At 44.4% G+C, this 24,718-nt stretch carries 15 protein-coding genes and 1 pseudogene; 5 read left to right on the top strand and 11 right to left on the bottom strand.

Annotated elements, in window-relative coordinates:
- The first annotated feature begins 91 nt into the window (after positions 1–91).
- Both ABD894_RS04470 and ABD894_RS04465 read left to right on the top strand, forming a co-directional pair.
- Positions 92–1,408 (top strand): MFS transporter, encoded by a 1,317-nt coding sequence (locus tag ABD894_RS04470; RefSeq protein ID WP_345209790.1) that lies wholly within the window; start codon positions 92–94, stop codon positions 1,406–1,408.
- Positions 1,409–1,423: 15 nt separating this feature from the next.
- Complete coding sequence (locus ABD894_RS04465; RefSeq protein WP_345209789.1) at positions 1,424–2,152, top strand: (Fe-S)-binding protein; 729 nt, start codon at positions 1,424–1,426, stop codon at positions 2,150–2,152.
- Between the two features lie 218 nt (positions 2,153–2,370).
- Here the strand turns inward: ABD894_RS04465 and ABD894_RS04460 are convergent, their stop codons facing one another.
- From ABD894_RS04460 to proB, 10 genes and pseudogenes are all read right to left on the bottom strand, one after another.
- Positions 2,371–2,760: a RidA family protein gene (locus tag ABD894_RS04460; protein ID WP_345209788.1), complete on the bottom strand. Its 390-nt coding sequence runs from the start codon at positions 2,758–2,760 to the stop codon at positions 2,371–2,373.
- A gap of 125 nt (positions 2,761–2,885) precedes the next feature.
- On the bottom strand, positions 2,886–3,449 hold the full coding sequence (locus ABD894_RS04455) for a Crp/Fnr family transcriptional regulator (protein ID WP_345209787.1): 564 nt from the start codon (positions 3,447–3,449) through the stop codon (positions 2,886–2,888).
- A gap of 150 nt (positions 3,450–3,599) precedes the next feature.
- Positions 3,600–9,206: an alpha-2-macroglobulin family protein gene (locus ABD894_RS04450; RefSeq protein ID WP_345209786.1), complete on the bottom strand. Its 5,607-nt coding sequence runs from the start codon at positions 9,204–9,206 to the stop codon at positions 3,600–3,602.
- A 170-nt stretch (positions 9,207–9,376) separates the two neighbouring features.
- Positions 9,377–9,781 (bottom strand): annotated as a pseudogene (locus ABD894_RS04445) (hypothetical protein).
- Positions 9,782–9,875: 94 nt separating this feature from the next.
- The gene (gene topA / locus ABD894_RS04440) at positions 9,876–12,251 is read right to left on the bottom strand and encodes a type I DNA topoisomerase (RefSeq protein WP_345209785.1); all 2,376 of its coding nucleotides are present in this window, start codon (positions 12,249–12,251) and stop codon (positions 9,876–9,878) included.
- A gap of 131 nt (positions 12,252–12,382) precedes the next feature.
- On the bottom strand, positions 12,383–13,471 hold the full coding sequence (gene mnmA, locus ABD894_RS04435; RefSeq protein WP_345209784.1) for a tRNA 2-thiouridine(34) synthase MnmA: 1,089 nt from the start codon (positions 13,469–13,471) through the stop codon (positions 12,383–12,385).
- Between the two features lie 449 nt (positions 13,472–13,920).
- On the bottom strand, positions 13,921–14,604 hold the full coding sequence (locus ABD894_RS04430) for a TIGR02117 family protein (protein ID WP_345209783.1): 684 nt from the start codon (positions 14,602–14,604) through the stop codon (positions 13,921–13,923).
- 549 nt (positions 14,605–15,153) lie between these two features.
- Positions 15,154–16,521, bottom strand: coding sequence for an NAD-dependent succinate-semialdehyde dehydrogenase (locus ABD894_RS04425; RefSeq protein WP_345209782.1), 1,368 nt, complete (start codon positions 16,519–16,521; stop codon positions 15,154–15,156).
- Between the two features lie 518 nt (positions 16,522–17,039).
- Complete coding sequence (locus ABD894_RS04420) at positions 17,040–18,290, bottom strand: glutamate-5-semialdehyde dehydrogenase (RefSeq protein WP_345209781.1); 1,251 nt, start codon at positions 18,288–18,290, stop codon at positions 17,040–17,042.
- Positions 18,291–18,300: 10 nt separating this feature from the next.
- On the bottom strand, positions 18,301–19,377 hold the full coding sequence (gene proB / locus ABD894_RS04415; RefSeq protein WP_345209780.1) for a glutamate 5-kinase: 1,077 nt from the start codon (positions 19,375–19,377) through the stop codon (positions 18,301–18,303).
- Between the two features lie 372 nt (positions 19,378–19,749).
- Here proB and ABD894_RS04410 point away from each other — a divergent pair, with 372 nt between their 5' ends.
- Positions 19,750–22,698 (top strand): TonB-dependent receptor, encoded by a 2,949-nt coding sequence (locus ABD894_RS04410; protein ID WP_345209779.1) that lies wholly within the window; start codon positions 19,750–19,752, stop codon positions 22,696–22,698.
- A gap of 64 nt (positions 22,699–22,762) precedes the next feature.
- Here ABD894_RS04410 and queG read toward each other — a convergent pair whose 3' ends face one another.
- On the bottom strand, positions 22,763–23,713 hold the full coding sequence (queG, locus tag ABD894_RS04405) for a tRNA epoxyqueuosine(34) reductase QueG (RefSeq protein ID WP_345209778.1): 951 nt from the start codon (positions 23,711–23,713) through the stop codon (positions 22,763–22,765).
- Between the two features lie 158 nt (positions 23,714–23,871).
- Between queG and ABD894_RS04400 the strand changes: the two genes are divergently transcribed.
- Together ABD894_RS04400 and ABD894_RS04395 are read left to right on the top strand one after the other, a co-directional pair.
- Positions 23,872–24,237, top strand: coding sequence for a SpoIIAA family protein (locus ABD894_RS04400; protein ID WP_345209777.1), 366 nt, complete (start codon positions 23,872–23,874; stop codon positions 24,235–24,237).
- Positions 24,238–24,254: 17 nt separating this feature from the next.
- Positions 24,255–24,548 (top strand): hypothetical protein, encoded by a 294-nt coding sequence (locus tag ABD894_RS04395; protein WP_345209776.1) that lies wholly within the window; start codon positions 24,255–24,257, stop codon positions 24,546–24,548.
- The last annotated feature ends 170 nt before the right edge of the window (positions 24,549–24,718 follow it).

Below are 24,718 nucleotides of genomic sequence, written 5' to 3'. Positions count from 1 at the left end.
TATCTCGTAAAATAATTAAATGAATCATGAAATGGCAACCCCTACTGTCTTCTTTTTGTAACTAACAAATTTTACATACTTTTAAAGCGCGATGCAACCTAAAAACGACAAAAAGACTATCCGCGCCTGGGCCATGTTCGATTGGGCTAACTCGGCCTATAACCTGGTGATCACTTCTACCATTTTCCCGGCGTATTATGCAACCATTACCGCCAACGGAAATAACGATAAGGTGAAATTTTTTGGCGGCACGTTCGTTAATACCGCGCTATCTGATTACGCTTTGGCGGCCGCTTACCTGGTGATCGCGTTGCTGCTGCCCATCTTAACCTCTATTGCAGATTATCGCGGTAACAAGAAGGCATTCATGCAATTCTTTACGCTGATAGGGGCAATATCCTGCGGATTGCTTTTCTTTTTTGATGCCAACCATTTAGAACTAGGCGTAATTTGCTTTGCCACGGCTGCCATTGGTTACTGCGGTGGATTTGTATTTTACAATTCCTACCTGCCCGAAATTGCCACGCTGGATATGCAGGATAAAGTGAGTGCAAAAGGTTTTACCTTCGGTTATATAGGCAGCGTGTTGTTGCAGTTGATCTGTTTCGCGTTTGTGCTGTCGCCCAAAACATTTGGTATTACAGGGCAAACGGCCGCGCAGCTTTCCTTTTTATTGGTAGGCCTTTGGTGGATAGGTTTCGCCCAGATCCCTTTCAAAGTATTGCCAAAAGGCAGCCCCAATGTACAGGTACATAATTATAATATTATAGAAGGCGGTTTTATAGAGCTGGCCAAAGTATTTAAAAAAGTGAAGGGTATGCCGCTGTTAAAACGCTTTTTACCTGCATTTTTCTTTTACTCTATGGGTGTGCAAACCGTTATGCTGGTGGCTACAAGCTTTGGCGCTAAAGAGTTAAAGCTGGATAAAACACAGCTGATCACCATTATATTGATCATTCAGTTGGTAGCCATAGTAGGGGCAAATCTTATGTCGCGTTTATCTGCAAAGTATGGTAACGTTAAGGTATTGATCACCGTGGTTTTCTTTTGGGTGATAGCTTGTGTACTGGCCTATTTTATACAAACGGCTATGCAGTTTTACACGCTGGCTATATTGGTAGGTTTGGTGATGGGGGGCATACAATCACTCTCGCGATCTACCTATTCAAAATATTTACCGCAAAACATTACCGATACTGCTTCGTTCTTCAGCTTTTATGATGTTACCGAAAAGCTTGCTATTGTTGGCGGTTTGTTTAGTTTTGGCTTTATTGAAGAGCTTAGCGGCAGCATGCGCAATTCGGTATTAACATTGAGCGGTTTCTTTTTCTTAGGTTTGATACTGTTGTTTTCTTTATTGAAAGCCGAGAAAAAGGGTGCCGATAGCACGGACATCAGTGCCGTTTAAAATTATTTGTGGGGAATGAAGATAGAGTTATTTGTACCATGTTTTGTTGATCAGCTGTACCCCGATACGGCATTTAATACCGTTAAGCTGCTTGAAAAAGCGGGCTGCAGCGTTGCATTTAACCCTAACCAAACCTGTTGCGGTCAGCCTGCTTTTAATGCCGGTTTTTGGGATGATGCCAAAACGGTAGGCCGTAAATTTTTAAATGATTTTCAGGAAGATAGCATTATCGTTACCCCATCGGCATCGTGCACCGGTATGGTGAAAAATTACTATAACGACCTGTTCACCAATACGGTGGAGCATAACAAATGCCGTACTATTCAAAGTAATATCTACGAGCTGTCTGATTTCCTGGTAAATATATTGCAGTACGACTATTTTGGCGCGGAGCTTGACGGTCGTGCGGTATACCACGATAGTTGCAGCGCCCTGCGCGAATGCCACATTAAAGAAGAACCAAGGCAACTGTTGTCAAAAGTGTTAGGTCTCGAATTGGTCGACCTTAAGGATAACGAAACCTGCTGCGGCTTCGGTGGTAGTTTCGCGGTTAAGTTTGAGGCTATAGCTACCGCGATGGCCCAGCAAAAGGTAGATAATGCCATTGCCGCCGGCGCCGATTATATCATCTCCACCGATGCCTCATGCTTGCTGCACCTGCAAGCCTATATCGATCGTAATAATCTGCCCATTAAAACCTATCATTTAGCCGATGTACTGGCTAATGGTTGGGGGAATATATAGCGACATAGAAAAATATGTCATTGCGAGGTACGAAGCAATCGCGAACTATACATATTCGATTAATTAGACTTTGCTACTGGCATATTGAGTGGGCAAAAATAAACGGTTATGTGTCATTGCGAGGAACGAAGCAATCGCGAACTATACAGGTCGGATTAGATAGCTACGGGATTGCTTCGTTCCTCGAAATAACAAGTTTTTTATACCTGATGAACCCGTTACTTCACCACCGTAGCTTCCAGCTCAACTTTTAAAGTTTCAAAAAGGCTTTTCACTTCTAACAAAGTAAGCGCTTGCTGAATGCCGTGTTTGGCTATCCAGTCCTGAAAAATATTGAAGTGGGGCCAAAGCTCATGGGTAGCGGTGGTATAGATGTTCAGGCGTACAATGTTTTTGCATTCGTAACCCGCTTCGCTGATCACTTGCTCCAGATTTTGCAGTGCCTTGATCAATTGCGATTTCATATCTTCATCGCTTGATATACCGTCGGCGCTTATTGCCGTTTGGCCCGAAATGTACAGTGTACTTTCTACATTTTTTACTTCAACAGCTTGTACGTAACTGCGTTTATCCTGCCATTCCCAGGGATTGATGATTCTCTTTTCCATTTTTACTGTGTTTATTGTTTGTGCCGGTAACAGGCACATTATTAATATTTACACAGCAAAGTTGAAGATAACAGCCGGAATAGCCTGTTGACAAACCTCACGATTATGGAGTGATGTTTATCACATCAAGGCGATAGCCTGCTCAATGTTTCGCGCGAAACACCAAGGTAGGCGGCCAGCAGACTTTTAGGTACACGCTGAATAAGGGATGGTGATTGTTTAAGCAATTGTTCATAACGCTCTTTAGCGTTTGATGTAAGCCATGATATAATGCGCCTTTGCGCGCCAAGAAAACCGAAATTCGCCTTTTCGAGAAAGAAACGTTCCATCTTTTGCAGACCGTCGCATAGTTTTTTATAGTCTTCGAGCAAAAGGCACAATACCTCGGTATCTTCAACACACTCTAATGACAGGGTGGCCGGAGTTTGGGTATAATAGGCATAAAAATCGCTTTCCCACCAATCTTCCATGGCAAAAGATACAATGTGCTGCTTAGCTGTATCATCGGTATATACCAGCTTTAAAAGTCCGGACAGTACAAAGTAATGGTATTTTACAGTATCGCCCTCCTGTATCAAAAACTGGTGTTTCCTGTACTTTTTATACGAAAAATGGTCGCTCACAAACGCGAATTCTTTATCAGTAAGCGGCACTATCTTTTCTATATGTTCCCTTAATTTATCGTGCATGGAGTTTTTTAACAAATGCTCACAAAGTTAAGATAGTATTATTTATTTGATGCTTATCATTGGTGATTCAATAGCTACGGTTTAGTGCAAATAAAAGAGCCTGTATCATTGTGAACGATACAGGCTCTTTTTGATTTATCGGTGAAATTATTACTTTATCACTTCAACCCACTGGCCTTTTATTAAGGCATTTATAGATGAATTGTACATGGCTTCGCAATAGGTTGCCGGCTGGAAGTAGGTACCTGCATAAGCCGCGTTGAGCATTACATAATAGGTTACTTCCTGGTTTGCGTTCAGGCTGAAATAGGTATTCACCCTGTCATCCCGAATGTCCCTGTAATCAGATGGAGACGATTTAAATGCTTCGTCGTTGTTCATCATCCGGCTGTTCAAGATCTCCCATCCCGAAGGGAAGATCTGAGTTAGCGCCATATTGTTGTATGCGCCCTGCCTGCCCGGGTTTTTGAGCGTAACCTGTGCTAAAAAATCGGTACCCTGTTTCAGTTTCGCAGGGTCGAGCAGTTTACCGCCTAATGTAAAGTAGGCCACTTTCATGGTGAGCACATCCGGCTTAATACTGGTTACCACATTTTGACCTGCCGATGGTTGGCCACGTTGTATCAGCCTGATGTATAACCTGTTTTTGCCGGTATTTTTAACCAATGCTTTACCGCCATTAGCCGCAACATCTGCCTGCCACAAATAAGATGCGGAATTGATGCTTGCACTGCTGCCCGTAGCCTGGTAGTTGAACGATAGCTTGCTGCCATTCTTGTTCTCCCCGCAATAACCTGCAACGGCCAGTAAGGAGTAGGCCGTGGTTTGGGTGCTGTACCATTGGTCTTGGGCCAGTTTTGCAGCTACCGTAACCATCATAGCGGCTGCTCGTTTTTGCTGACCAAGCAGCGTGAGGGTTTCTAATATCATGGCCTCGTCGCGCAGGTCGGAGCCGTAGGTGCCGTACATGCTGTTGTATGGCTTAATGGTAGTTGGTAAGCCTTGTATTAACCTTGCGGCTACTTCGGGCTGTCCGGATAGTTTATAAGCCGCTGCAAGCCTCCATTTGGCTTCAACGCTTAAGTATTGAAACTCGCGTAGCCTGTTCATCGCCCCTAATTCAGGCGAGCGTGCCAAGGCAAGCAGGTACAGTCGGTAAGCCTGGGTAAGATCGGCGCCGTAAAAACTACGGCTGTCGGGTGCCCAGCCCAGTGCTTTTTGTTTCTGGAATTTCTTCCACCGTTCAATAAAGCCAACCGGCAGGCTATAACCTTTGGCCTGTGCAGCCAGCATAAAGTGACCGGCATAATTGGTACCCCATTCGTCGGCTTCGCCACCATTAGGCCAGTAACTCAAACCGCCATCGCTCACCTGGAAACCATTGAGGCGATTAATAGCTGCCTTAATGTTGCGGATACTTTCGGCATTCTCGCGCGATGAAAGATCGATGATCTGGTTCAGATACAACTGCGGGAAAACCGACGATGTAGTTTGCTCTACGCAGCCATGCGGGTATTGAATAAGGTAAGTTAAACGTTTAGCCAGGTTTAACGATGGAATAGAGGATACCTCCAGCGTGGCTTTATTGGTGCCCGCCATACCTATCGCGGCGTAAGCGGTGTTCCAGGTTTCGCCCGGTACCAGTTCTTTTTGCAATATGCGCGTTATCGGCGGGTTAGGGTTGCGTATGTTTAGTTCAACATCATAAGCCGCTGTTTCCGAACCGCTTTTGGCAATTATTTTAACCTTGCCAACGCCCACAAAGTCCTTCACATTCAGGTCGAAGGTTACCATTTGGTCGCCTGTTTTGGTAAAGGTTACCGTTTTGGTATTGTTACCCGCCAAATTGCTGAAAGCGTTTGACTGTACCTGTAAGCTTACCGTTTTAATATTATTCTCCATAGCGAATACAGTAACCGGCAACTGTATCTTTTCAGTAGGGGCCAGTACACGCGGCAGGGTAGCCAGTATCATCAATGGTTTTTTAACAGCCACCGCCTTATCGGCAAAGCCATAAGCACCATTGTGCCCTGCAATTACCATCGCCTTTACCGAACCGATATATTGCGGCAGGGTAAACTGCTGGGTTTGCTTTTCGCCCGCGTTGAGGTGGAACGGCCCCAGGAATTTAACCACAGGTTTAAACCTGTTTACCGATACATTCTTTTTAGCGCCGTTAGTGCCGTCACCACCTATGCTCAATATCCGCTCTAAGCCACCACCAAACGCGCCGATCACATAATCGAACAAGTCCCAGGTTTTAACGCCCAGCGCTTCACGTGCATAGAAAGCCTCATGCGGATCAGGCGTTTTAAAGCCCGTGATATCCAGCAAGCCTTCATCCACAATAGCTATGGTATAGGTCATTTCCTTGCCGTTGGCTTCGGATACCGTGATGGCCGATTTTGTTTCGGGCCTTATTTTATCGGCCATGGCAATCACCGGTTTCAGTATGGTTTCAGGGTTTTCTACCGATAGATTGATAGCCCCGTACATGCGTATCGGCAAGTCGTTAACCGTTTGCGCATGGCGTTGTAACAGCGTAACGTTTACAAATATGTTGGGTGCCATTTCGGGCTCCACTTTAAAGTTGTACTGGGTTTGGCCTTTCCTGGTATCTATCCAAACTGTTTTAAGCACCTTGCTGCCATTTTCAAAGCTGATAAGCGCGCGGCCATCGCTGCTGGTTGGTATGGTTAGTGTGGCATCGTCGCCAACTTTATAAGTTTTTTTATCAGACGTGAACGATAGCATGGCTGCCTCGGTAGGGTTATCCTTTTGCAACCTTTCCGACCAGTTTGGCCAGTCTACATAAATGATCTTACCGGTTGAGTGCCCTGTTTGAGGGTCTTTAATTTTGATGAGGTAACGTCCCCAATCAGCTTGATTAATACGGAACTGCCACTTGCCTCGACCGTTGGTTACGCTGACGTTCTCGGTTTTTATCAGCTTGTTGTATTTGTCCTGGGTAAAATTGCTTAGCTGATTGTCACTTTGATCCCACCACCAACGCCATTGTATCTTGTACAGTTCAACCTCTACATTACGTGTGCCCGGTAACAGGTTGCCCTTGGTATCTACATCGGCAATTTCAATTACGTGGTCTTTACCGGTAACCAGCATGTCTGATTGTTCGCTGCCTTTCGGTGTTTTTATACCCACATAGCCCTGGTAAACATTGTAAGGCAAAGCAATTTGGTTAATGCTGAAACTGCCGCCCGGTTCAAATACCTTCACCAGGAAGTTGGCCCGTAATTGCCCCGGTGCCTGGTTCTCTACGTTGATGTCGGTATTTACCGATGCTACGCCGTTTTCGTTCAGCTTGCCATCAAATACCGTTTGGGTTTGGGTATTGAAGGCAAGGGTAGGATCATCAAACGTATAATCTTCAAACTTTTTAAAACTGGTGGTTTGTGCCGATAAAAAGGCATCAACCTTCGCTTTCAAATTTTGAGCCGTACCACCAAATAACCACCTGGCAGATAAAGCACCATTTAAACCGCTGCCCTTGGTTAATTCACTTGCCCCGCCGAAAGACAGATCAAGCTTTAAGCGGTTAGGCATAATGGTTTCTATCTTAATCTTTTTCTCAAACACGGCCCCCCCAACTTTTACCTTGGCTGTCCAGTTACCGGTAGGGGATGAGAGCTCGGTAGCGGTTTGGAAATTGTAAAATCCATCTAAAGATTTTGTTTGGGTGATCCTTTTATATAATTGCCCTGTAGGATTGTAAAGTTCAAACTCAACGGGATGATCTGCCGGTAAGGTTTTTAATTTATCCTCTAAAATAAAAGTGAGGTATAAAGGATCGCCCGGTCGCCATACGCCGCGCTCACCATAAATAAAGCCTTTTAAACCGCTCTGCACCTGCTCACCGCTTACATCAAAACGGGTTAACGGGAGCGAGCTGCCATCATCAAGTTTAAGGTAACCACGTTCGTTATTGAATTTGGCAACCAACAGGTAAGGCTTGCGTTTCAGGTCGAATTTAGCCATACCATCCGCATCAGATGCTGTTTTAAAGATCACCTGTTTTTGGTAATCCAGCAATTGTAGTTCTACGCCCGGCATCGGCTGGGCACTTAAAATATTGGTTACGGCCACCAGCATGCTGTTGTCGCTGCCACGTTTGGCTATCAGGCCAATGTTTGAAGCGATGATGTTGCGGGTTGCCCAACGCTGCTTGGTGAAGTAGGAGTTGGTACAGGCATCGTCGCGCTGCTCCCAGTTGTAATCTTCGGGATAATAATTATCGTATCTCGACCAAAACTCGTCATCCTCGTCGCTTACCTTGCTGGTATTATCGCCACCGTAGGAGTAGCCATAGTCGCTTTCCGAATCTTCATCATCGTTATCGGCCTTAACATTGCCGCCCAGCTTACAGTTGTATAAGGAGTAATCTTTACGGAAACCGATCACCACACGGTAAATAGCGCCCGGCTCAGTACGTAGCAGCTGGTCAATATCCAACATGAAGCGGTTCTTCTTGCTCAGGTTTAAGCCCTTATCGTCATCTAAACGGATGGTTTTTTGTACCACCGGGCGACCAACCTGCCTTAATTCAAAACCACCATCGAAACCATTGTTTTGAAAGTATTGAGGTACGTTGTTCTCGTATACCTTGATAATGGTTACATCAACCGCGTTCAGGTTAACGGCCTCGAAAGGCATCATCAGTTTGCCCGAGTCGGGCAGGATCACGCCCTTGCCCGGTATACTTACCGATGGCAGGCGATTTTCAAAGAACACATTACCGGTATATGGCTTGGTGATCTTTTTATGCGAGATATTCTCGATGCCTTCGTTTACAGTCACGGTATAATTGCCCTGCAAACGTTCGGGCGCGTAAACTTTTACCACGCTTCCATCAATGGTGTAAGCAGGTTCGGTAACGTTGTTGATGCTGATGAGGCCGTTCAGTTCCTGCCCGATCAATATGGCATCTGAAAATTGGATCTCCACGTATTGATCGTTATCCTGCACGGCACGTATGGCCAGGATCTTAAAATCGCCGATAGCGGGTATAACGAAGTCCTGCTTGCCCTGCTTATCTACATCAAGACTGCCACCATCCCAGTTTACGGTGAGCGGGTTTGGCTTACCTGCACTACGGTTAAGGCCCGTTACGGTAAACTGGTGCACCTTGGTAACGTTATTGTGTTGCCAGGCTACCTTAACAGCTGAGGTATAATTAGCCGTTATGATTTTTTCTACGGCGGTTGGATCTTCAATATCGGCGGTTTGTATACTGCCGCTCAGCTTCATTTTGTCTAACGAAGTATTGGTAGCAGTGCGCAAACCGGCAAATGATACCGTAAAATCGGGTTTAACAGTTTGAAAATCGAAGTTGAAATGTTTGTACTGGTCGGGTACGTCTATCACCTTTTTCAGGTTGAACTCGGCATCGTAGCTTTTGCCGGGCTCCAGCTTTTCATCTGGCCTAAACTCGATGGTGCGGGCATCTATCCAATACGCTTTACCTTTTATTGATGGTGAAAAATCAAACACGCCATCGCTCAGTTGTTCGTTTTGCTGGTGGGTGGTTTGCACCTCGCCGGCCAGTTTTATACGGATGGTACTGCCCTTTGAAATTACCCCGGCGGTGTACGATTCGATGTACTTGCTGAAGGCCGGGTCAACGGCTAATTTTTGCGGACGATGGATAAAGAAGTAACTAACAACAAAGATCAGTACCAGGGCCACGCCAATAGTGATCAATCTCTTACGCTGATAAAAAAGATTGCGTTCGGATTCCATATTTTAGGTATATTTTGAAGTAAATATAATCCTATGCCATATCCGCTCCAAAGAAGTAGCGGTATATTTTTATGGCTTTATGGCCTTTGAAGCTAAATAAATATTAAAGTATTATGTTTTTGTAGCAGAACAGGTTAACGGGGCTACCTGTAGTTATTCAATAACGACTGTTACTTGATCATAACGCCGGGTTTGTTTACAACCGGTAGTTTTATGAGGTTCATATCTACAATGCTTTCGGGCAAAAAAATGAACTTTTTGTCGTAGATATCTTTACCTATATAGTAGCTTAACCAGTACTCGTTGGTAAGGCCGAAGGTTTACTCATCAATAGGCTCTATTATTTTGAACGCGCCCGCCTCAACCCTCGGGAACATGTGGCGCAGGGTGGATGTTTTTACCTGTTCGCCGTCTTTTTCGCCATAACCTTTCGATGTGATCAATACATTTTCAATAGCTTCCTTTTTCAAATTGATGAGGTAAACATACCATACCTTGCTCTCAATGCTTTCGCTTTCCAGCGCCACACCAACAGCAATATCCTGCACTGTATTATCGGGAAGGTCTTTTATCATTTTTTAAATGCATTGTGTTGATGGTAGGTGAGTGGCTAACCGGGGGATTATTTTTATCATAACCTTCCGAATAGCCACTCAAGCCATCAATTAATTATTTCTTTTTGGCCGCTGCCTTGGCAGCAGGTTTAGCCGCTGCTTTCGCCGGAAACTTCTTTTTGCCTTTTTTAGGCTCTTTATCAGCTTCGGCGGCTAATGCTTTACACTCTTCAAACGTAAGCGTAAGCGGATCTTTATCTTTTGGTATTTTAACGTTCTGTTTGCCAAATTCAATATATGGCCCCCAGCGTCCGTTCAATATTTTTACTTCAGGGTCTTCGTCAAAAGCCTTGATGAGCTTCTCGATATCCTTTTTGCGTTTCTCGTTGATGATCTCTATAGCCATTTCCTCGCTCACATCCAGCGGATCGAGCCCTTTAGGCAACGAGTAGAAAGCGCTGTTGTGCCTGATGTAAGGGCCAAACTTGCCGATAGCCACCGTCATGTCCTTATCCTCGTATACACCGGCTTTTTTGGGCAGTTTAAACAGTTCAAGGGCATCAGCCAGGCTAATGGTCTCTATACTTTGACCGCTGCGAAGGCTGGCGTATAGCGGTTTGTCTTCTTTATTGTTTTCGTCAACCTCGCCAATTTGCACGAACGGGCCGTAACGACCAATACGTACCGATACCTTTTTGCCATTCTCAGGGTGTGCACCCAAATCACGCTCACCACGGGCTTTGTCGGCCGTTTCGATGGTGTTTTCTACGTCTTTATGGAAAGGATCATAGAACTTGCGGAGCATGTCCGTCCATTCCTTAAGACCCTGGGCTATTTCGTCGAACTGTTTTTCAACACTGGCGGTAAAGTTAAAATCAACAATGCCGTTAAAGTGCTGTACTAAAAAGTCGTTCACAACAGCACCAATATCCGTAGGGAATAGTTTGTTACGTTCGGCACCGGTGTTCTCTGTTTTTTCTTGTTTGGTAATGTTATCGCCTTTAAGCGTTAACACCCTGAACTGCCTTTGCTTGCCCTCGCGCTCTTCTTTTACCACATAACCACGGTTTTGTATGGTTGATATGGTAGGAGCGTAGGTCGACGGTCGGCCGATGCCCAGTTCTTCCAGTTTCTTTACCAAGCTTGCCTCGGTGTAACGGGCAGGTGGGCGGGAGAATCTTTCGGTAGCGGTTAACTCTTGCAGTTCTAACAACTGGCCTTGTGTCAATGGCGGCAATATGGCGTTCTCGCCTTCCTGCTGGGTATCATCCTCATCATCGTGCGATTCGAGGTAAACCTTCAGGAAACCATCAAACTTCATCACCTCGCCATTGGCAACCAGTTCTTCTTTACGTTTTGATATAGAGATTTTTGCCGTGGTTTTTTCAAACTGCGCTTCGCTCATTTGCGATGCGATAGCACGTTTCCAAATCAGTTCATACAAACGCTTTTCAGAAGCATCGCCTTCAATAGTATGGGCGTTGAAATACGTAGGCCTGATGGCTTCGTGAGCTTCCTGCGCGCTGGCACTTTTGGTTTTGTATTTACGGTGCTGGTAGTATTTTTCGCCATAAGCGCTGTTGATCTCCTGCGCCGCGGCAGCCAGTGCCGTGTCAGACAGGTTTACCGAATCGGTACGCATATAGGTAATGTTACCCGATTCATACAGCTTTTGCGCTACCGACATGGTACGCGATACCGAAAAGCCCAGCTTACGACTGGCCTCCTGTTGCAGTGTAGATGTAGTGAACGGCGCGGCAGGAGAGCGTTTGGCAGGGCGGGTATCTAACGAGCGGATATTAAAATCGGCCCCGATACAATCCTGTAAAAACTTTTCGGCATCTTCCTGCTGGGCAAAACGCTCTGGCAGTTCGGCCTTAAAGGCTTCTTTGCCTTTGCCAAATATGGCTACTATTTTAAAAGCGGCTTCGCTGTTAAATTTATTGATCTCGCGCTCGCGTTCCACTATCAAACGCACGGCTACCGATTGTACGCGGCCGGCAGATAATGACGGCTTAACTTTTTTCCATAAAACAGGTGAAAGTTCAAAGCCCACCAATCTGTCTAAAACACGGCGTGCCTGCTGGGCATTTACAAGGTTGTAGTCAATTTTACGCGGATTTTCAATGGCACGTAAAATAGCCGGTTTGGTGATCTCGTGGAAAACGATGCGTTTGGTAGTAGCTTCCTTAAGGTTTAAAGTATCATAAAGGTGCCATGAAATAGCCTCTCCCTCGCGGTCCTCATCGGATGCGAGCCATACCATTTCGGCCTCCTTAGCAAGTTTCTTTAATTCGCTTACTACCTGCTTCTTATCGGCGGGTACCTCGTATTTTTGTTCGAAGTTATTGGCTATATCAATAGCATCTTCAGACTTCACCAAATCACGAATATGTCCGTAACTTGATTTTACGGTGAAGTCTTTACCGAGGTATCCCTCAATGGTCTTGGCCTTCGCCGGTGATTCAACTATCAGTAAATTTTTAGCCATTTAAGCGGTGATTTTTTTGCAAATAAAACATAAAGTAAGGGAAACGCAAACTTAGTTCGCCCTTAATTTTTATATTTTATTAATAAAATAAGTATTGGTATTGTTTGAAACGATAAAAAGCAGACCGCTTTTTACAACAGGAAACCACCGCCAAGGAGGTCGTTACCTTCGTAAAAAACAGCCGATTGACCCGGCGCAATGCCCGATACATTATGATGGAAATCCACCTTCATGTGTTCGCCCATTTGCACAATGCTGCTTTCGGTGCCTGCATCCTTATATCTTATTTTGGTGATGGCCTCAATAGGCTCTTTTATGGTTTCGTATTTTATGAGGTTAAGATTTTTAACCCAGGCTTGCTTGCGTTCCAGTTCATCGGCAGTGCCTAAAACCACGGTGTTGGTAGCCGGTTGTATGCCGGTAACAAACATAGGTTTGCCCAAAGCAATGCCCAAGCCTTTACGCTGACCGATGGTGTAGAACGGATATCCTTCGTGTTTACCTACTACGGTGCCGTCTGTAAGCACATAGTTACCCTGGCCTACACGTTCGTCAAGGTCTTCTACTTTATGTCTTAAAAACGCTCTGTAGTCGTTATCGGGTACAAAGCATATTTCGTAGCTTTCGCTTTTACCGGCCAGTTCCATTTGCCCCATATCCAGGGCCATTTGCCTTATCTCCGGTTTGGAAAAACTGCCTAAAGGGAATTTGGTACGCGCGAGGTTTTGCTGTGATACGCCCCAAAGCACGTAAGATTGATCTTTATTAAGATCTTTACCACGTGATATTACATGCCTGCCGTTATCATGCTGACGGATGTTAGCGTAATGCCCGGTAGCTATAAATTCGCAATCCAGCTTATCTGCACGTTTTAATAAGGCATCCCACTTAATATGGGTGTTGCATAAAACGCATGGGTTAGGAGTACGACCGGCCAGGTATTCGTCAACAAAGTTATCGATCACAAAATCGCCAAACTCGTTACGGATATCCAATATATAGTGCGGAAAGCCATAACCCACCGCCAAAGCGCGGGCATCATTAATGCTATCCAGACTGCAACAGCCGGTTTCTTTTGAGCTTCCGCCCGATGAAGCGTAGTCCCAGGTTTTCATGGTAAGGCCTATCACTTCATAGCCCTGCTCATGCAGCATAACTGCCGCTACCGAACTATCAACTCCGCCACTCATTGCCACTAAGATCCTACCGTGCTTACTCATATTGGGTGCAAAGATACTAAATGTAATTTTTAAGCACTACCAAATTGATATTTTGACTGTTTGGTGATAGGGGAGGCAGGGAGTTCAAGGCGTTAAATTTTATGTTTTATGATGATGTTTAGCATTAAATATGTGAGGCAATTACAAGTTACCGGTGTAATTTAAAGTATAGCTGAATAAAGCAAATTAGTATTTGGGCGTTGCCTTCTGCCGGGCTTTTCGCTCATACTCCACAGGCCTTAGCCACATTGGCCGGTATCCGCTACAATCCCTAACGCGAACTAACGAACACCTTGAACCACAAAGAGTACTGAATAATAAGCCCGCACAAAGCACACAAAGAATCAACCCTACAATTCTGAAAATTCCTAAATTCTAAAAATTCCGGTTCAGACAACCTTTAAATTCCAAAAATTCCAGTTCAGACATTCTACTTCAGACAACCCCGTTCACCTCCCATACTGATAAAACAAACCCGTATCAAAAGGTGTCCATAAACAAGCCTTTTGGCCGCAGCTTTTGAGGGCGTTGTTTGTCCAGGTATTGCAGGTATGGAAAATGCTGTAACTGCCTTTGGCTTCGTAAAAGGCATCACTGTTACCGTAGTTGGCATTGGTTGGTATATTGATAAAGTGCTGACCGTCATCGGTACGGAAACTACCTTTAATGTAGCTAACCAAACGACTATACTGCGCATTGCTCATCATTATCTTTACCGATGTACTGTCCTCACGTACATGCTTATAAAAGGTGGCATGCATGGCACTGCTACCATATCCGCAGGCAGCCCTGCAAGCAACACTTGCTTTCAAATCGGCCCAGGTTGGTGTTTCGAGGTAGAAACCTTTATCGCCCCAGCCAAATGCCACATAAGCGGCGGTTGTATCTTTGCTTTTGGTGTTGCTGTATTTAATCTCGTCGGTCCAGTTTATATGCCTGCTTCTTGCAGGCAGCACGAGGTCAGTATGCACACCGTTGGTGATCAGGTATACTGCCACATCATTGCCGGATCCGGCTTCTCTGTCTACACTGATACGCGATAGGGTATAGGCCGATAACAGATAAATAGGCACGATGGATACAATGCCCAGCACTACCCAGCCGGTTATTTTTAAGGTTTTTTTAATGGTCATAAGTGTATTGAAATAAGGTTGTGATTTGGTAATGGATAACAAGAAATTATTCAGGATAAAAAGCTTTACAAAATTCATAATACCGCGACCGTGGCACTTAACTATTGATTAATTATTATTGTTAACCAAAATATTACTGAATTTATATAAAGTAATTATAGAATATATTCTCGTTACTATACCCTTAATACAACTTATGTGAAAATGTAACCCAATATAATTGTAAAGAGGATGAATTGTGTTTTGGAATTGAGGGGTTGGGACAGGAGATGAACTGTAAGATAAGATAGTATATAGCCTGTCACCCTGAGCCTGTCGAAGGGTGCGTGGGTAAAGGCCTCTACACACGATCCTTCGACAAGCTCAGTATGACCCTTACATAAGCATGTTTTTAAAACATGTTTTTGGTAGAAGCGAAGAAAATAATCTGAAGTGTACAATTTTAAGGATTATATGTGCACCCTCCAATCCACCCGAATTCTGTAAATTCTTAAATTCCGAAAATTCTGATTCTGACACTCTTAAATTCCAAAAATTCCGGTTCAACCCCTACGCTATAAATACCGTTTTAATATTCACAAACTCATGTATACCAAACATGCCCAGCTCACGGCCATAGCCGGATTGTTTGATACCGCCGAAGGGCAGGCGTGGGTCTGACTTTACCAGTGAGTTTACAAAGCAGGAGCCTGCCTCTATCAGGGTGGTGGCAATGAGTTCGCCGCGTTTCTTATCTTTAGTAAACACCGCCGATCCTAAACCGAACACGCTTTTGTTGGCCAGGCGAATGGCGTCGTTTTCGTCTTTAGCCGAAATGATGGCCGCTACCGGGCCAAAGAGTTCCTCCTGGAAAGCGATATTACTGTCGGTTACTTTGGTTAGTATGGTAGGCGGATAAAAAGCGTTAACGCCTTTGGGTATTTCGCCGCCTAATATACATTTGGCACCCTGCTTAACGGCCTGCCTTACCTGCTTGTGTAATTCATCGCGCAAGTCGATACGTGCCTGCGGACCAACATCTACCCCTTGCTCAAACGGATCGCCCATCTTTTTGGCTTCCATTTTTTGCAGGAATAACTTGGTAAACTGTTTTTCTACCGATTTTACAACGATGAAGCGTTTGGCAGCAATGCAACTTTGCCCACCATTAATAAGGCGACTGTTTACACAGGTTTCGGCAGCAAGTTCCAAATCGGCATCCTCTAATATAATATAAGGATCGCTGCCGCCCAGTTCCAATACAGTCTTCTTTAATAAAGAGCCGGCCTTTTGCGCTACCTTAATACCGGCGCCTGTGCTGCCGGTAAGCGTGACGGCCTGGATATGTTTATTGGCTATAATAGCATCTACCTTGCTACTACCCACCAATAAGGTTTGAAATACATGCTGCGGAAAACCTGCGGCCTTTACAATATCCTGAATGGCCAAAGCGCAACCGGGTACGTTTGAAGCATGTTTAAGCACCCCACAATTACCTGCCGCCAAAGCAGGCGCTAAAAAGCGGAACACCTGCCAAAAGGGAAAGTTCCATGGCATAATGGCCAGCACCACACCCAACGGCTGAAAGCTGACGAAACTTTTTAAGGCATCTGTTTTAATCAGTTGGTCTTTTAAATGTTCGGCGGCGTTGGTTGCATAATATTCACATACGGCGGCGCACTTTTCTATTTCGGCCACGCCCTGCGCCAATGGCTTGCCCATTTCAAGCGCCATCAGTTTTGCCAGTTCGTCTTTACGTTCTGTTAACACGGTGGCAATATTGTTCAGCAAGCGGCTGCGCTCTTCACGCGGAGAGGTACGCCAGTTGAGCCAGGCGGTATGGGTTTGCTGTATTTTTTTGTCGACCTGCTTATCGCTGTGCGCGCTGTATTTTTTGATGGTTTTGCCGTTAGCGGGGTTGATAGAAAGGATCTCCATGGTAAAATATTATGATGATAAAAACACGTTTCTGATAAATTGTTTCGCGTCATTTAAAATGTTCACCAAACACCAATAATTGTATTTTTTACAAAAAACGATGAAAAATACGATTTACCTGCTCCAAAAAGCATGTTTTCAGCGCTTTGGGGAATGTGTGAATTTCAATGTTAGAACATGTTTGTTGCATTTTTAATATTAAAGAAAAGCATATTTCGACACTATAAAATTCACATTACTTTTTTGTTAAAATATTGCTAAAAGTGCGGCCGGCTATTGCATTTTTTTCGGTAGAATATAGATTTGTTATACCCTAATTCAATAAGACAAATGGAAACAATAAACCACTTGACGATCGAGCAGAAATTACAAGGAGTTATACTTGTGGTTATTTGTGTGTTGGCAACTGTGAACTACCTGATTTGGTAACTGATAGCCACAAAACTAATCTGGGGAGTAAGTTTACTTACTCCCCAGATTTTCCAAACTAAAAACAGAATACTTAGTACTATATATTTTTAAGGATTACGCACCTGTCCGTTGCCTTTAACTAACCATTTATAACTTGTTAATTCTTCCAGTGCCATTGGGCCCCGGGCATGCAGTTTTTGAGTACTGATGCCTATTTCGGCCCCAAGGCCAAACTGCGCGCCATCGGTAAAAGCGGTGGAGGCGTTTACGTATACCGCCGCGGCATCAACGAGGTTTAAAAAACGTTCGGCATTTGCCGCGTTTTCGGTGATAATGGCCTCGCTGTGTTTTGAACTGTTTACGGCGATATGTTCCAGCGCGGCATCAAAGCTGTCTACCGTTTTAATGGCCATTTTATAATCGAGAAATTCTATCCCGAAGTGTTTTGCTTCAGCCTGCTTTAAAAGTTCGGCAGGGTAGTGGCCTTGCAAAACCTTGTAAGCCGGTTCGTCGGCAAATATCTCCACCTGCTTACCCGTCAGTGGCAATGTAATAGCTGCAAGGTCATTTAAGCGCGACGAATGGATAATAAGGCAATCGAGCGCGTTGCATACGCTTACCCTGCGGGTTTTGGCGTTAAATACAATATCGGCAGCCTGTTGGGTGTCGCCGCTTTTATCTACATAAGTATGTACTATACCCGCGCCGGTCTCAATTACCGGTACCTTACTGTTATCGCGCACATGATTGATCAGCCCCTGGCTTCCGCGGGGGATGAGCACATCTACATAACCAACCGCGTTTAACAAAGCATCGGTAGCTTCACGTTCGGCAGGGAGCAGGGTAGCCACGTTGATATCGATATTGTTGGCTTCGAGTACCTGGTGAATAATGCTGATGATAGCCCTGTTGGAGAAATCGGCATCGCTGCCACCTTTCAATACCGATACATTACCTGTTTTAAAACTAAGCGCGAATACATCGAAGGTAACATTTGGCCTTGCTTCGTAAATTACCCCAACCACACCCAGCGGCACGCTTACCTTTGAAATGGAAAGGCCATTTGGCAGATCGTTCGAAGACAATACTTTTCCTAACGGGCTTGCCAGCTTAGTCACACTGACAATATCTGCCGCTATGCCTTTAATACGGTCGGCGGTAAGTTTAAGCCTGTCGTATTTCGGGTCGTTCACGTCCATACGGTCAAGGTCTTTCTTGTTTTCGGCGAGGATGGTATCAGTAGCTGCAATGGCAGCATCGGCAATTTCGGTTAAAACTTTGTTAATGGTATCGTTTGATACAGCCGCGATGGTTCTGCCTGCGGCGACGGCCTTTTCAAAATATATGGTATAGCTCATTGATTCAATGTTATTGTAAATAAAGGTAATCATAATGCACCAGTGCCTTTTGGTTCTTTTGGCCAAGGCGCTCTTTCGCTTTTTCGGCACCGTACTCGGCAATACCTAAACCTACCAGCGCGTTATGCTCATCAACCAGTTTAATGATGTCACCTTTTTTAAAATCGGTTTTTATTTTAGATATGCCCACAGGCAGCAGGCTTGTAGCCTTGCTCGAATTAAGCGCCGCTTTAGCACCCGCGTTTATTTCAACAATACCCGTAGCCGATGTTTCGGAATGAGCTATCCATTTCTTTTTGCCCGATGCCGTTTTATGCGGAATAAAGCGCGTATGCGGGGCTTTGCCTTCCAGTATGTCTGTAAGTATGTTTTCTTTGGTTCCGTTGCCTATATGTACGGCAATACCCAATTGAGCCACCTTTTGGGCCATGTGGGTCTTGGTGATCATACCGCCACGCCCAAACTGCGACCTGTCCGAAGATACAAAGGAGGAGAAATCCACTCCTTTATTATTGATCTCCGCTATCACTTTTGAAGTATCCAGTTTTGGGTCGCCATCATAAATACCATCTACATTGGTTAAAATGATCAGCGCCTGCGCGTTCAGCATAGAGGCGATCAATCCGGCCAGTTCATCGTTATCAGTAAACATCAGTTCGGTTACCGATACCACATCGTTTTCGTTCACCACGGGGAGTACCTGGTGCTGTAATAAAAGATCGAGGCAGTTTTTAATATTGAGATAATGCAGCCTGTCCCGGAAATCTTCTTTGGTTACCAATACCTGTGAGCAAAGCATCTCATGCTTTTCAAACAGGTTAGCATAGGTATTAATGAGTTTTACCTGCCCAATTGAGGCCAGTAACTGACGCGCCGCCACGGCATCAAATTTTTCGGATACGGTGATCAAACTTCTGCCCGATGCAACCGCGCCCGACGATACCAATACCACCTCGATGCCTTGTTTTTTAATAGCGGCAATTTGCTCAACCAGGTGGGTAATCCGTTTCAGGTCGGGCAATCCGTTGGGCTGGGTGAGTACGTTTGAGCCTATTTTTATAATGATTCGATGGTAATTGAATGACATTTTGATGAAATAATGTTAAAATCAATCAAAAATGCCTTTTTATATGCGTTTGTGACTGAATGTTGGCTAATATCTGAAATTTATGATCTTTTTTTATCTATATGTGTATAAAATGGTGTTATTTGTACATAAAATGAACAATTTTATAATTATTTGAAATAAATATTGTGTGTTAAAATATTATTAATATTTTTGTCTACCAAATCCATAGGAAATGTATAATACAACCACCGGCACCACTTTCTATTCACCTTTAAATATGCAAGGCCAAACTGCATGCTGTTGTTGCTGAATCCCCCTCTTTTTTCTTCAGTATACAACATTTTTTAATTCAACTCACAATCAGTAACTCTAAACTTTAAACTATTTTTAATGAAAATTTTTACTCAATCTTTTAAGATTATTGTGCTCTTTTTAGCCCTTTTACCGGCTATAAGTTACGCGCAACTCAATGGCAGCTATATACTTAGCGGAAAAGTTAACGACGATCAGGGTAAAGCCCTTGAAGGCGCAACCGTAGCCATTAAAGGTACAACTACCAGCACCTCTACCAACAAAGAGGGTGTATTTAAAATTACTACCAATGCTAAATTCCCTTACACTTTAGTGTTTACCACGGTAGGTTACAAACCACAGGAATTTTTAATTGAAAACGCCAACAGCGCGCTTAATGTACAACTGGTATCCCAATCGTTATTAATTAACGAGGTGGTAGTAACCGCTTCGCGTAAAGAGGAACGTTTGCTGCGTTCACCGGTAGCTATTGAGAAGTTGAGCATCAACGCGCTCAAGCAATCGCCCGGCCCAAGCTTTTACGATGCCTTGGAGAACGTAAAAGGTGTGCAGATGACCACTACCAGTTTAACACTTAAAGTGCCTAATACAAGGGGTTTTAACAGCCCTAACAACTTTAGGTTTATGCAATTGGTTGATGGTGTTGATATGCAATCGGCCACATTAGGTGTACCGCTGGGTAATGCTATTGGCCCCACCGAGCTGGATATTGCCAGTATTGAAGTAACCCCGGGTGCCGCGGCCGCTTTATATGGTACCAACGCGCTTAACGGTTTGTCAAACTTATTAACTAAAGATCCTTTTGTTTACCAGGGATTCAGCTTTTACCACCGCACAGGTGTTAACCATGTTGACGGCAGAGGTATAAGCCCGAGCCTGATCACCGAGGATGCTTTCCGCTATGCGAAATCATTCAATGATAAATTTGCCTTTAAAGTGAATGCAAGTTACTTGCAGGGACAGGATTGGCAATCAAATACCCGTAAAGATCAAAACCCTTCTAATCTTAAAACAGCCAATCCGTTATTCCCGGAACTTACAGGCGCCAACAACACCGCTTATGATGGCTGGAATAAATATGGTGACGATGCCCTGGCAGGCAGTAACACCGTTGTTATCCGTGGGCTTACCGTTGATGGCGTAGCACGCCCTAACCTTACTGTTGCCCGTACAGGTTACAATGAGATTGATTTGGTTGATCCTAAAGTGACTAACCTTAAGTTAGACGGTAGTTTGTTTTACAAATTGAACGAGAACACTACCTTATCTTATACCTATCGTTACGGCCGTATGGATGGTGTTTTTCAACGTGGTAACAAAATATCGTTACAGGGCGCAACTGTACAAAATCATAAACTGGAGCTAAAAGGCAAAGAGTTTTTGGTACGTGCCTATGAGTCTATCGAAAATACCGGCGACTCATACAACGTAAAACCACTGGCCGATAACCTCGATCTTTATAACAAAAGCAACTCTGCATGGGGTACTGCTTATAAAAACGCCATTACCGCTTACGCTGCTGCAAACGGTGGTTCGCTAACATCGGCTAACCTTGCCGCTGCTACACAGGCTGCCCGTATTGCCGCCGATGCCGGCCGTGCAGAACCTGGAACACAGGCTTTCAGAGATTTGAAGAAAACCATTACTGGTATCAATAACTGGGATATTAAATCGAGTCTGATACCTGACGCCCCTATAACAGGTGGTGCGGCTTTGGTACAAAAAAGCCACATGTACAACGCCGAAGCGCAATGGGATTTAACAAACCGTGTAAAAGTGGTTGACCTGTTGGTTGGCGCTGATGCCCGTATTTACCAGATTACGCCTGACGGTAACAACTTTGTTGACTTTACCCGTTCAATTGCCGACAGAAATACCGAATTGCCGGGTGGTGGTTTTGGAGACAACGTATATTATAAAAAATACGGTGCCTTCGCGCAAGCTACCAAAACCTTCTTCGATGAGAAGTTGAAACTATTCGCTTCAATCCGCGGAGATTACAACCCATATTACGATCCTAAATTTACACCTCGTTTGGCAGCGGTTTATTCACCAAATACTAATCATAACTTCAGGTTCACCTTCCAGAACGGTTACCGTTTCCCATCATTGTTTGAGGCATTATCTTATGTAAACAATGGTCGTGTTAAACGTGTGGGTAGCTTACCTTTAATTAACGAAGGTTTAGGTTACCTGGAGAACAGCTACACTCAATCATCAGTAGTAGCATTTAATGCTGCTGTAAACGCGGCTACTACCGGCAGCGGTACAGATGCGACAGCTTTAGCCAACAAAGGCTTACTTAAAGTAGCTAACCTGCCTGAAGCCCGTCCGGAGCAAATCACTTCATATGAGGTAGGCTATAAAGGTATCTTCTTTGATAACAAGATCTTCTTTGATATTGACGCTTATACCAACCGTTACAATGGTTTCTTAGGCCAGGTGCAGGTGTTTGTACCAAACGGTGTTAAAGTGGGTAGTGATGAAGCTGTATTAGCTATGCTTGATATTAACCGCGACCCTACAACCGCTACTGCCAATAATGCGGCAAGCTTAGGCCAAAGCCGTTACCGTGTATATACCAATGCTAAAAACATCTATAACAACTACGGTTCATCGGCTGGTATCACCTATAACTTTTATAAAAGATACACCATATCAACCAACGCCAGCTTCAACAAAATGAAATCGCAGGAATCTGCCGATATCTTCGTTACCGGTTTCAACACACCAAAATGGTCGGGTAACGTATCATTCGGTAACCGCGAAATTGTGAAGAATGTTGGCTTTAACGTGGTTTACAAATGGCAGCAATCATTCTTATGGGAGAGCCCGCTGGTTACAGGTACAGTAGCCGCCATTCACACTTTCGACGCGCAGGTTAGCCTTAAAGTGCCTACCTACAATGCAACATTTAAAGTGGGTGGATCAAACCTGTTCAACAAACAATACATTCAGTATGCCGGTGGCCCAACTATTGGCGCGCTGTACTACGCATCAGTTACGCTGGATGGCTTGTTGAAATAATTTGGTTTTTATTTATTCGTTTTTATAGTTTTTAAGCGGGTGGGAGCGATTCCTGCCCGCTTTTTTATTGGCTGTCGAAATTACCGCCGGGTTTCAAAAAACTAATATTGCGTTGAAGCCCGCTGAACTTGGTACGCTTAACCGCCGATTTTTGAAATACTTTCTTAAATACATCCTCGGTGAGTTCCTGCCAGTCGTTACCGGTTAGTCCTAAAATATCAGGGTGCGGATCAAAGGCAGGCTCGTTATGTAATACCGAAAAGCGGTTCCAGGGGCATACCTCCTGGCAAATATCGCAGCCAAACATCCAGCCGTCCATTTTATCTTTAAACTCAGCAGGGATCTCGTTCTTCAGTTCGATGGTAAGGTAGGAGATACAACGGCTGCCATCAACCACATATGGGCCAACAATGGCATCGGTAGGGCAGGCATCAATGCAACGGGTGCAGCTGCCGCAATGGTCGGCGGTGGGTTCAATATCGTATTCCAGTTCAAGGTCGATAATGAGTTCGGCCAAAAAGAAGAACGATCCTGTTTTTTTGCTGATGAGATTGCTGTTCTTACCTATCCAGCCCATGCCCGATTTTTTTGCCCAGGCTTTATCCAGCACCGGGGCCGAATCAACAAACACCCGGCCGCCCACCTCGCCAATTTGCTCGTTAATGATCTGTAGCAGTTGTTTCAGCTTATCCTTTATCACATGGTGATAATCGGCGCCATAAGCGTAACGCGAAATTTTGGGGGCATCAGGGTCGGCCTGCATGGCATCGGTATAATAATTAACCCCTAACGAGATCACCGATTTGGCACCGTCGACCAGCAGGCGCGGGTCGAGGCGTTTATCAAAGTGGTTCTCCATGTACTGCATTTCGCCATGCATGTTCTTTTTTAACCACAGTTCGAGCCTTGGCGCTTCCTGTTCTAAAAACTCGGCTTTTGATATTCCGCAAAAAAGAAAGCCCAGCTGTTTAGCCGCTTCTTTTATCAGTTTACTATTTGCCGAACGTGATTGCACGCACAAAGATACTATAAATCAAAAAATTATCAGCGGGCACTTATGCACGTTATCCGGCAGGTGAAATATTGGGGTTGAATTAATTTCTTTAAACTTTATAATAATTAACTGCATGGTATGGTATTTGACATTGATGGCTATGATAACATCTACCATACATGCTTCAATTTATAAATGATATGCCGGTGCATGTAGTTGGTATACATGCCGTGGGCAAGGTGACGAGGGAAGATATAGATACAGTGCTGATACCGCATTTGAATAATATGGTTGAGCAGCATGGAGAAATAAATTATTTATTAGTATTAGAAACCGATATAAAAAACTTTACAGCAGGCGCCTTATGGCAGGATATAAAAATTGGGCTTAAACATTTTACCAAATGGAACAAAATTGCCGTTGTTACCGACCAAAAAGGGGTAGAGCAGTTCAGCAATTGGTTTCGGATACTGATACCGGGTAAGTCGAGAGGGTTCCCTTTAGAACGACTGGATGAAGCGATAAAATGGATAGCCAGAAGATAAACTAAATATACATACCTATGATTACCGAAGAAAAGTATAAAGCGCATTACGACGATGTGCCGGAGCAACCACAAGATGTCAACAATAATCACGGCGATCCGGATGACGATCAATCAAATTCGGAACCGGGTGAGCATGACCTTGCAAAAGGCAACCAGCCAACCGAACAAAAAAAAGATGACGACGAACGTATACACACCGTAACACCAGATAACGACAGCGGCGATCCCGGCCCACCGGTAGAAGAACGTAGCGCTTCGGCTACTACAGCATCAAATAAAGATGCCGGGCCAAAGGGTGAGAATTTGTAGACTCTGTCATTCTGAGGAACGAAGAATCTATCACATGCATCTCCAAAATGCAAATCGTATAATAGATTCTTCGTTCCTCAGAATGACAGTAAAATATAATAGAGAAGGCCACGATAAATCGTGGCCTTCTCTATTATTATTGAGTCTTAATTCCTGATTCTCTATTCTTG

The sequence above is a fragment of the Mucilaginibacter gynuensis genome (assembly GCF_039541195.1).
In the GTDB taxonomy this organism is placed as follows: Bacteria; Bacteroidota; Bacteroidia; order Sphingobacteriales; family Sphingobacteriaceae; genus Mucilaginibacter; species Mucilaginibacter gynuensis.
This window is presented reverse-complemented; position numbering and strand designations above follow the sequence as displayed.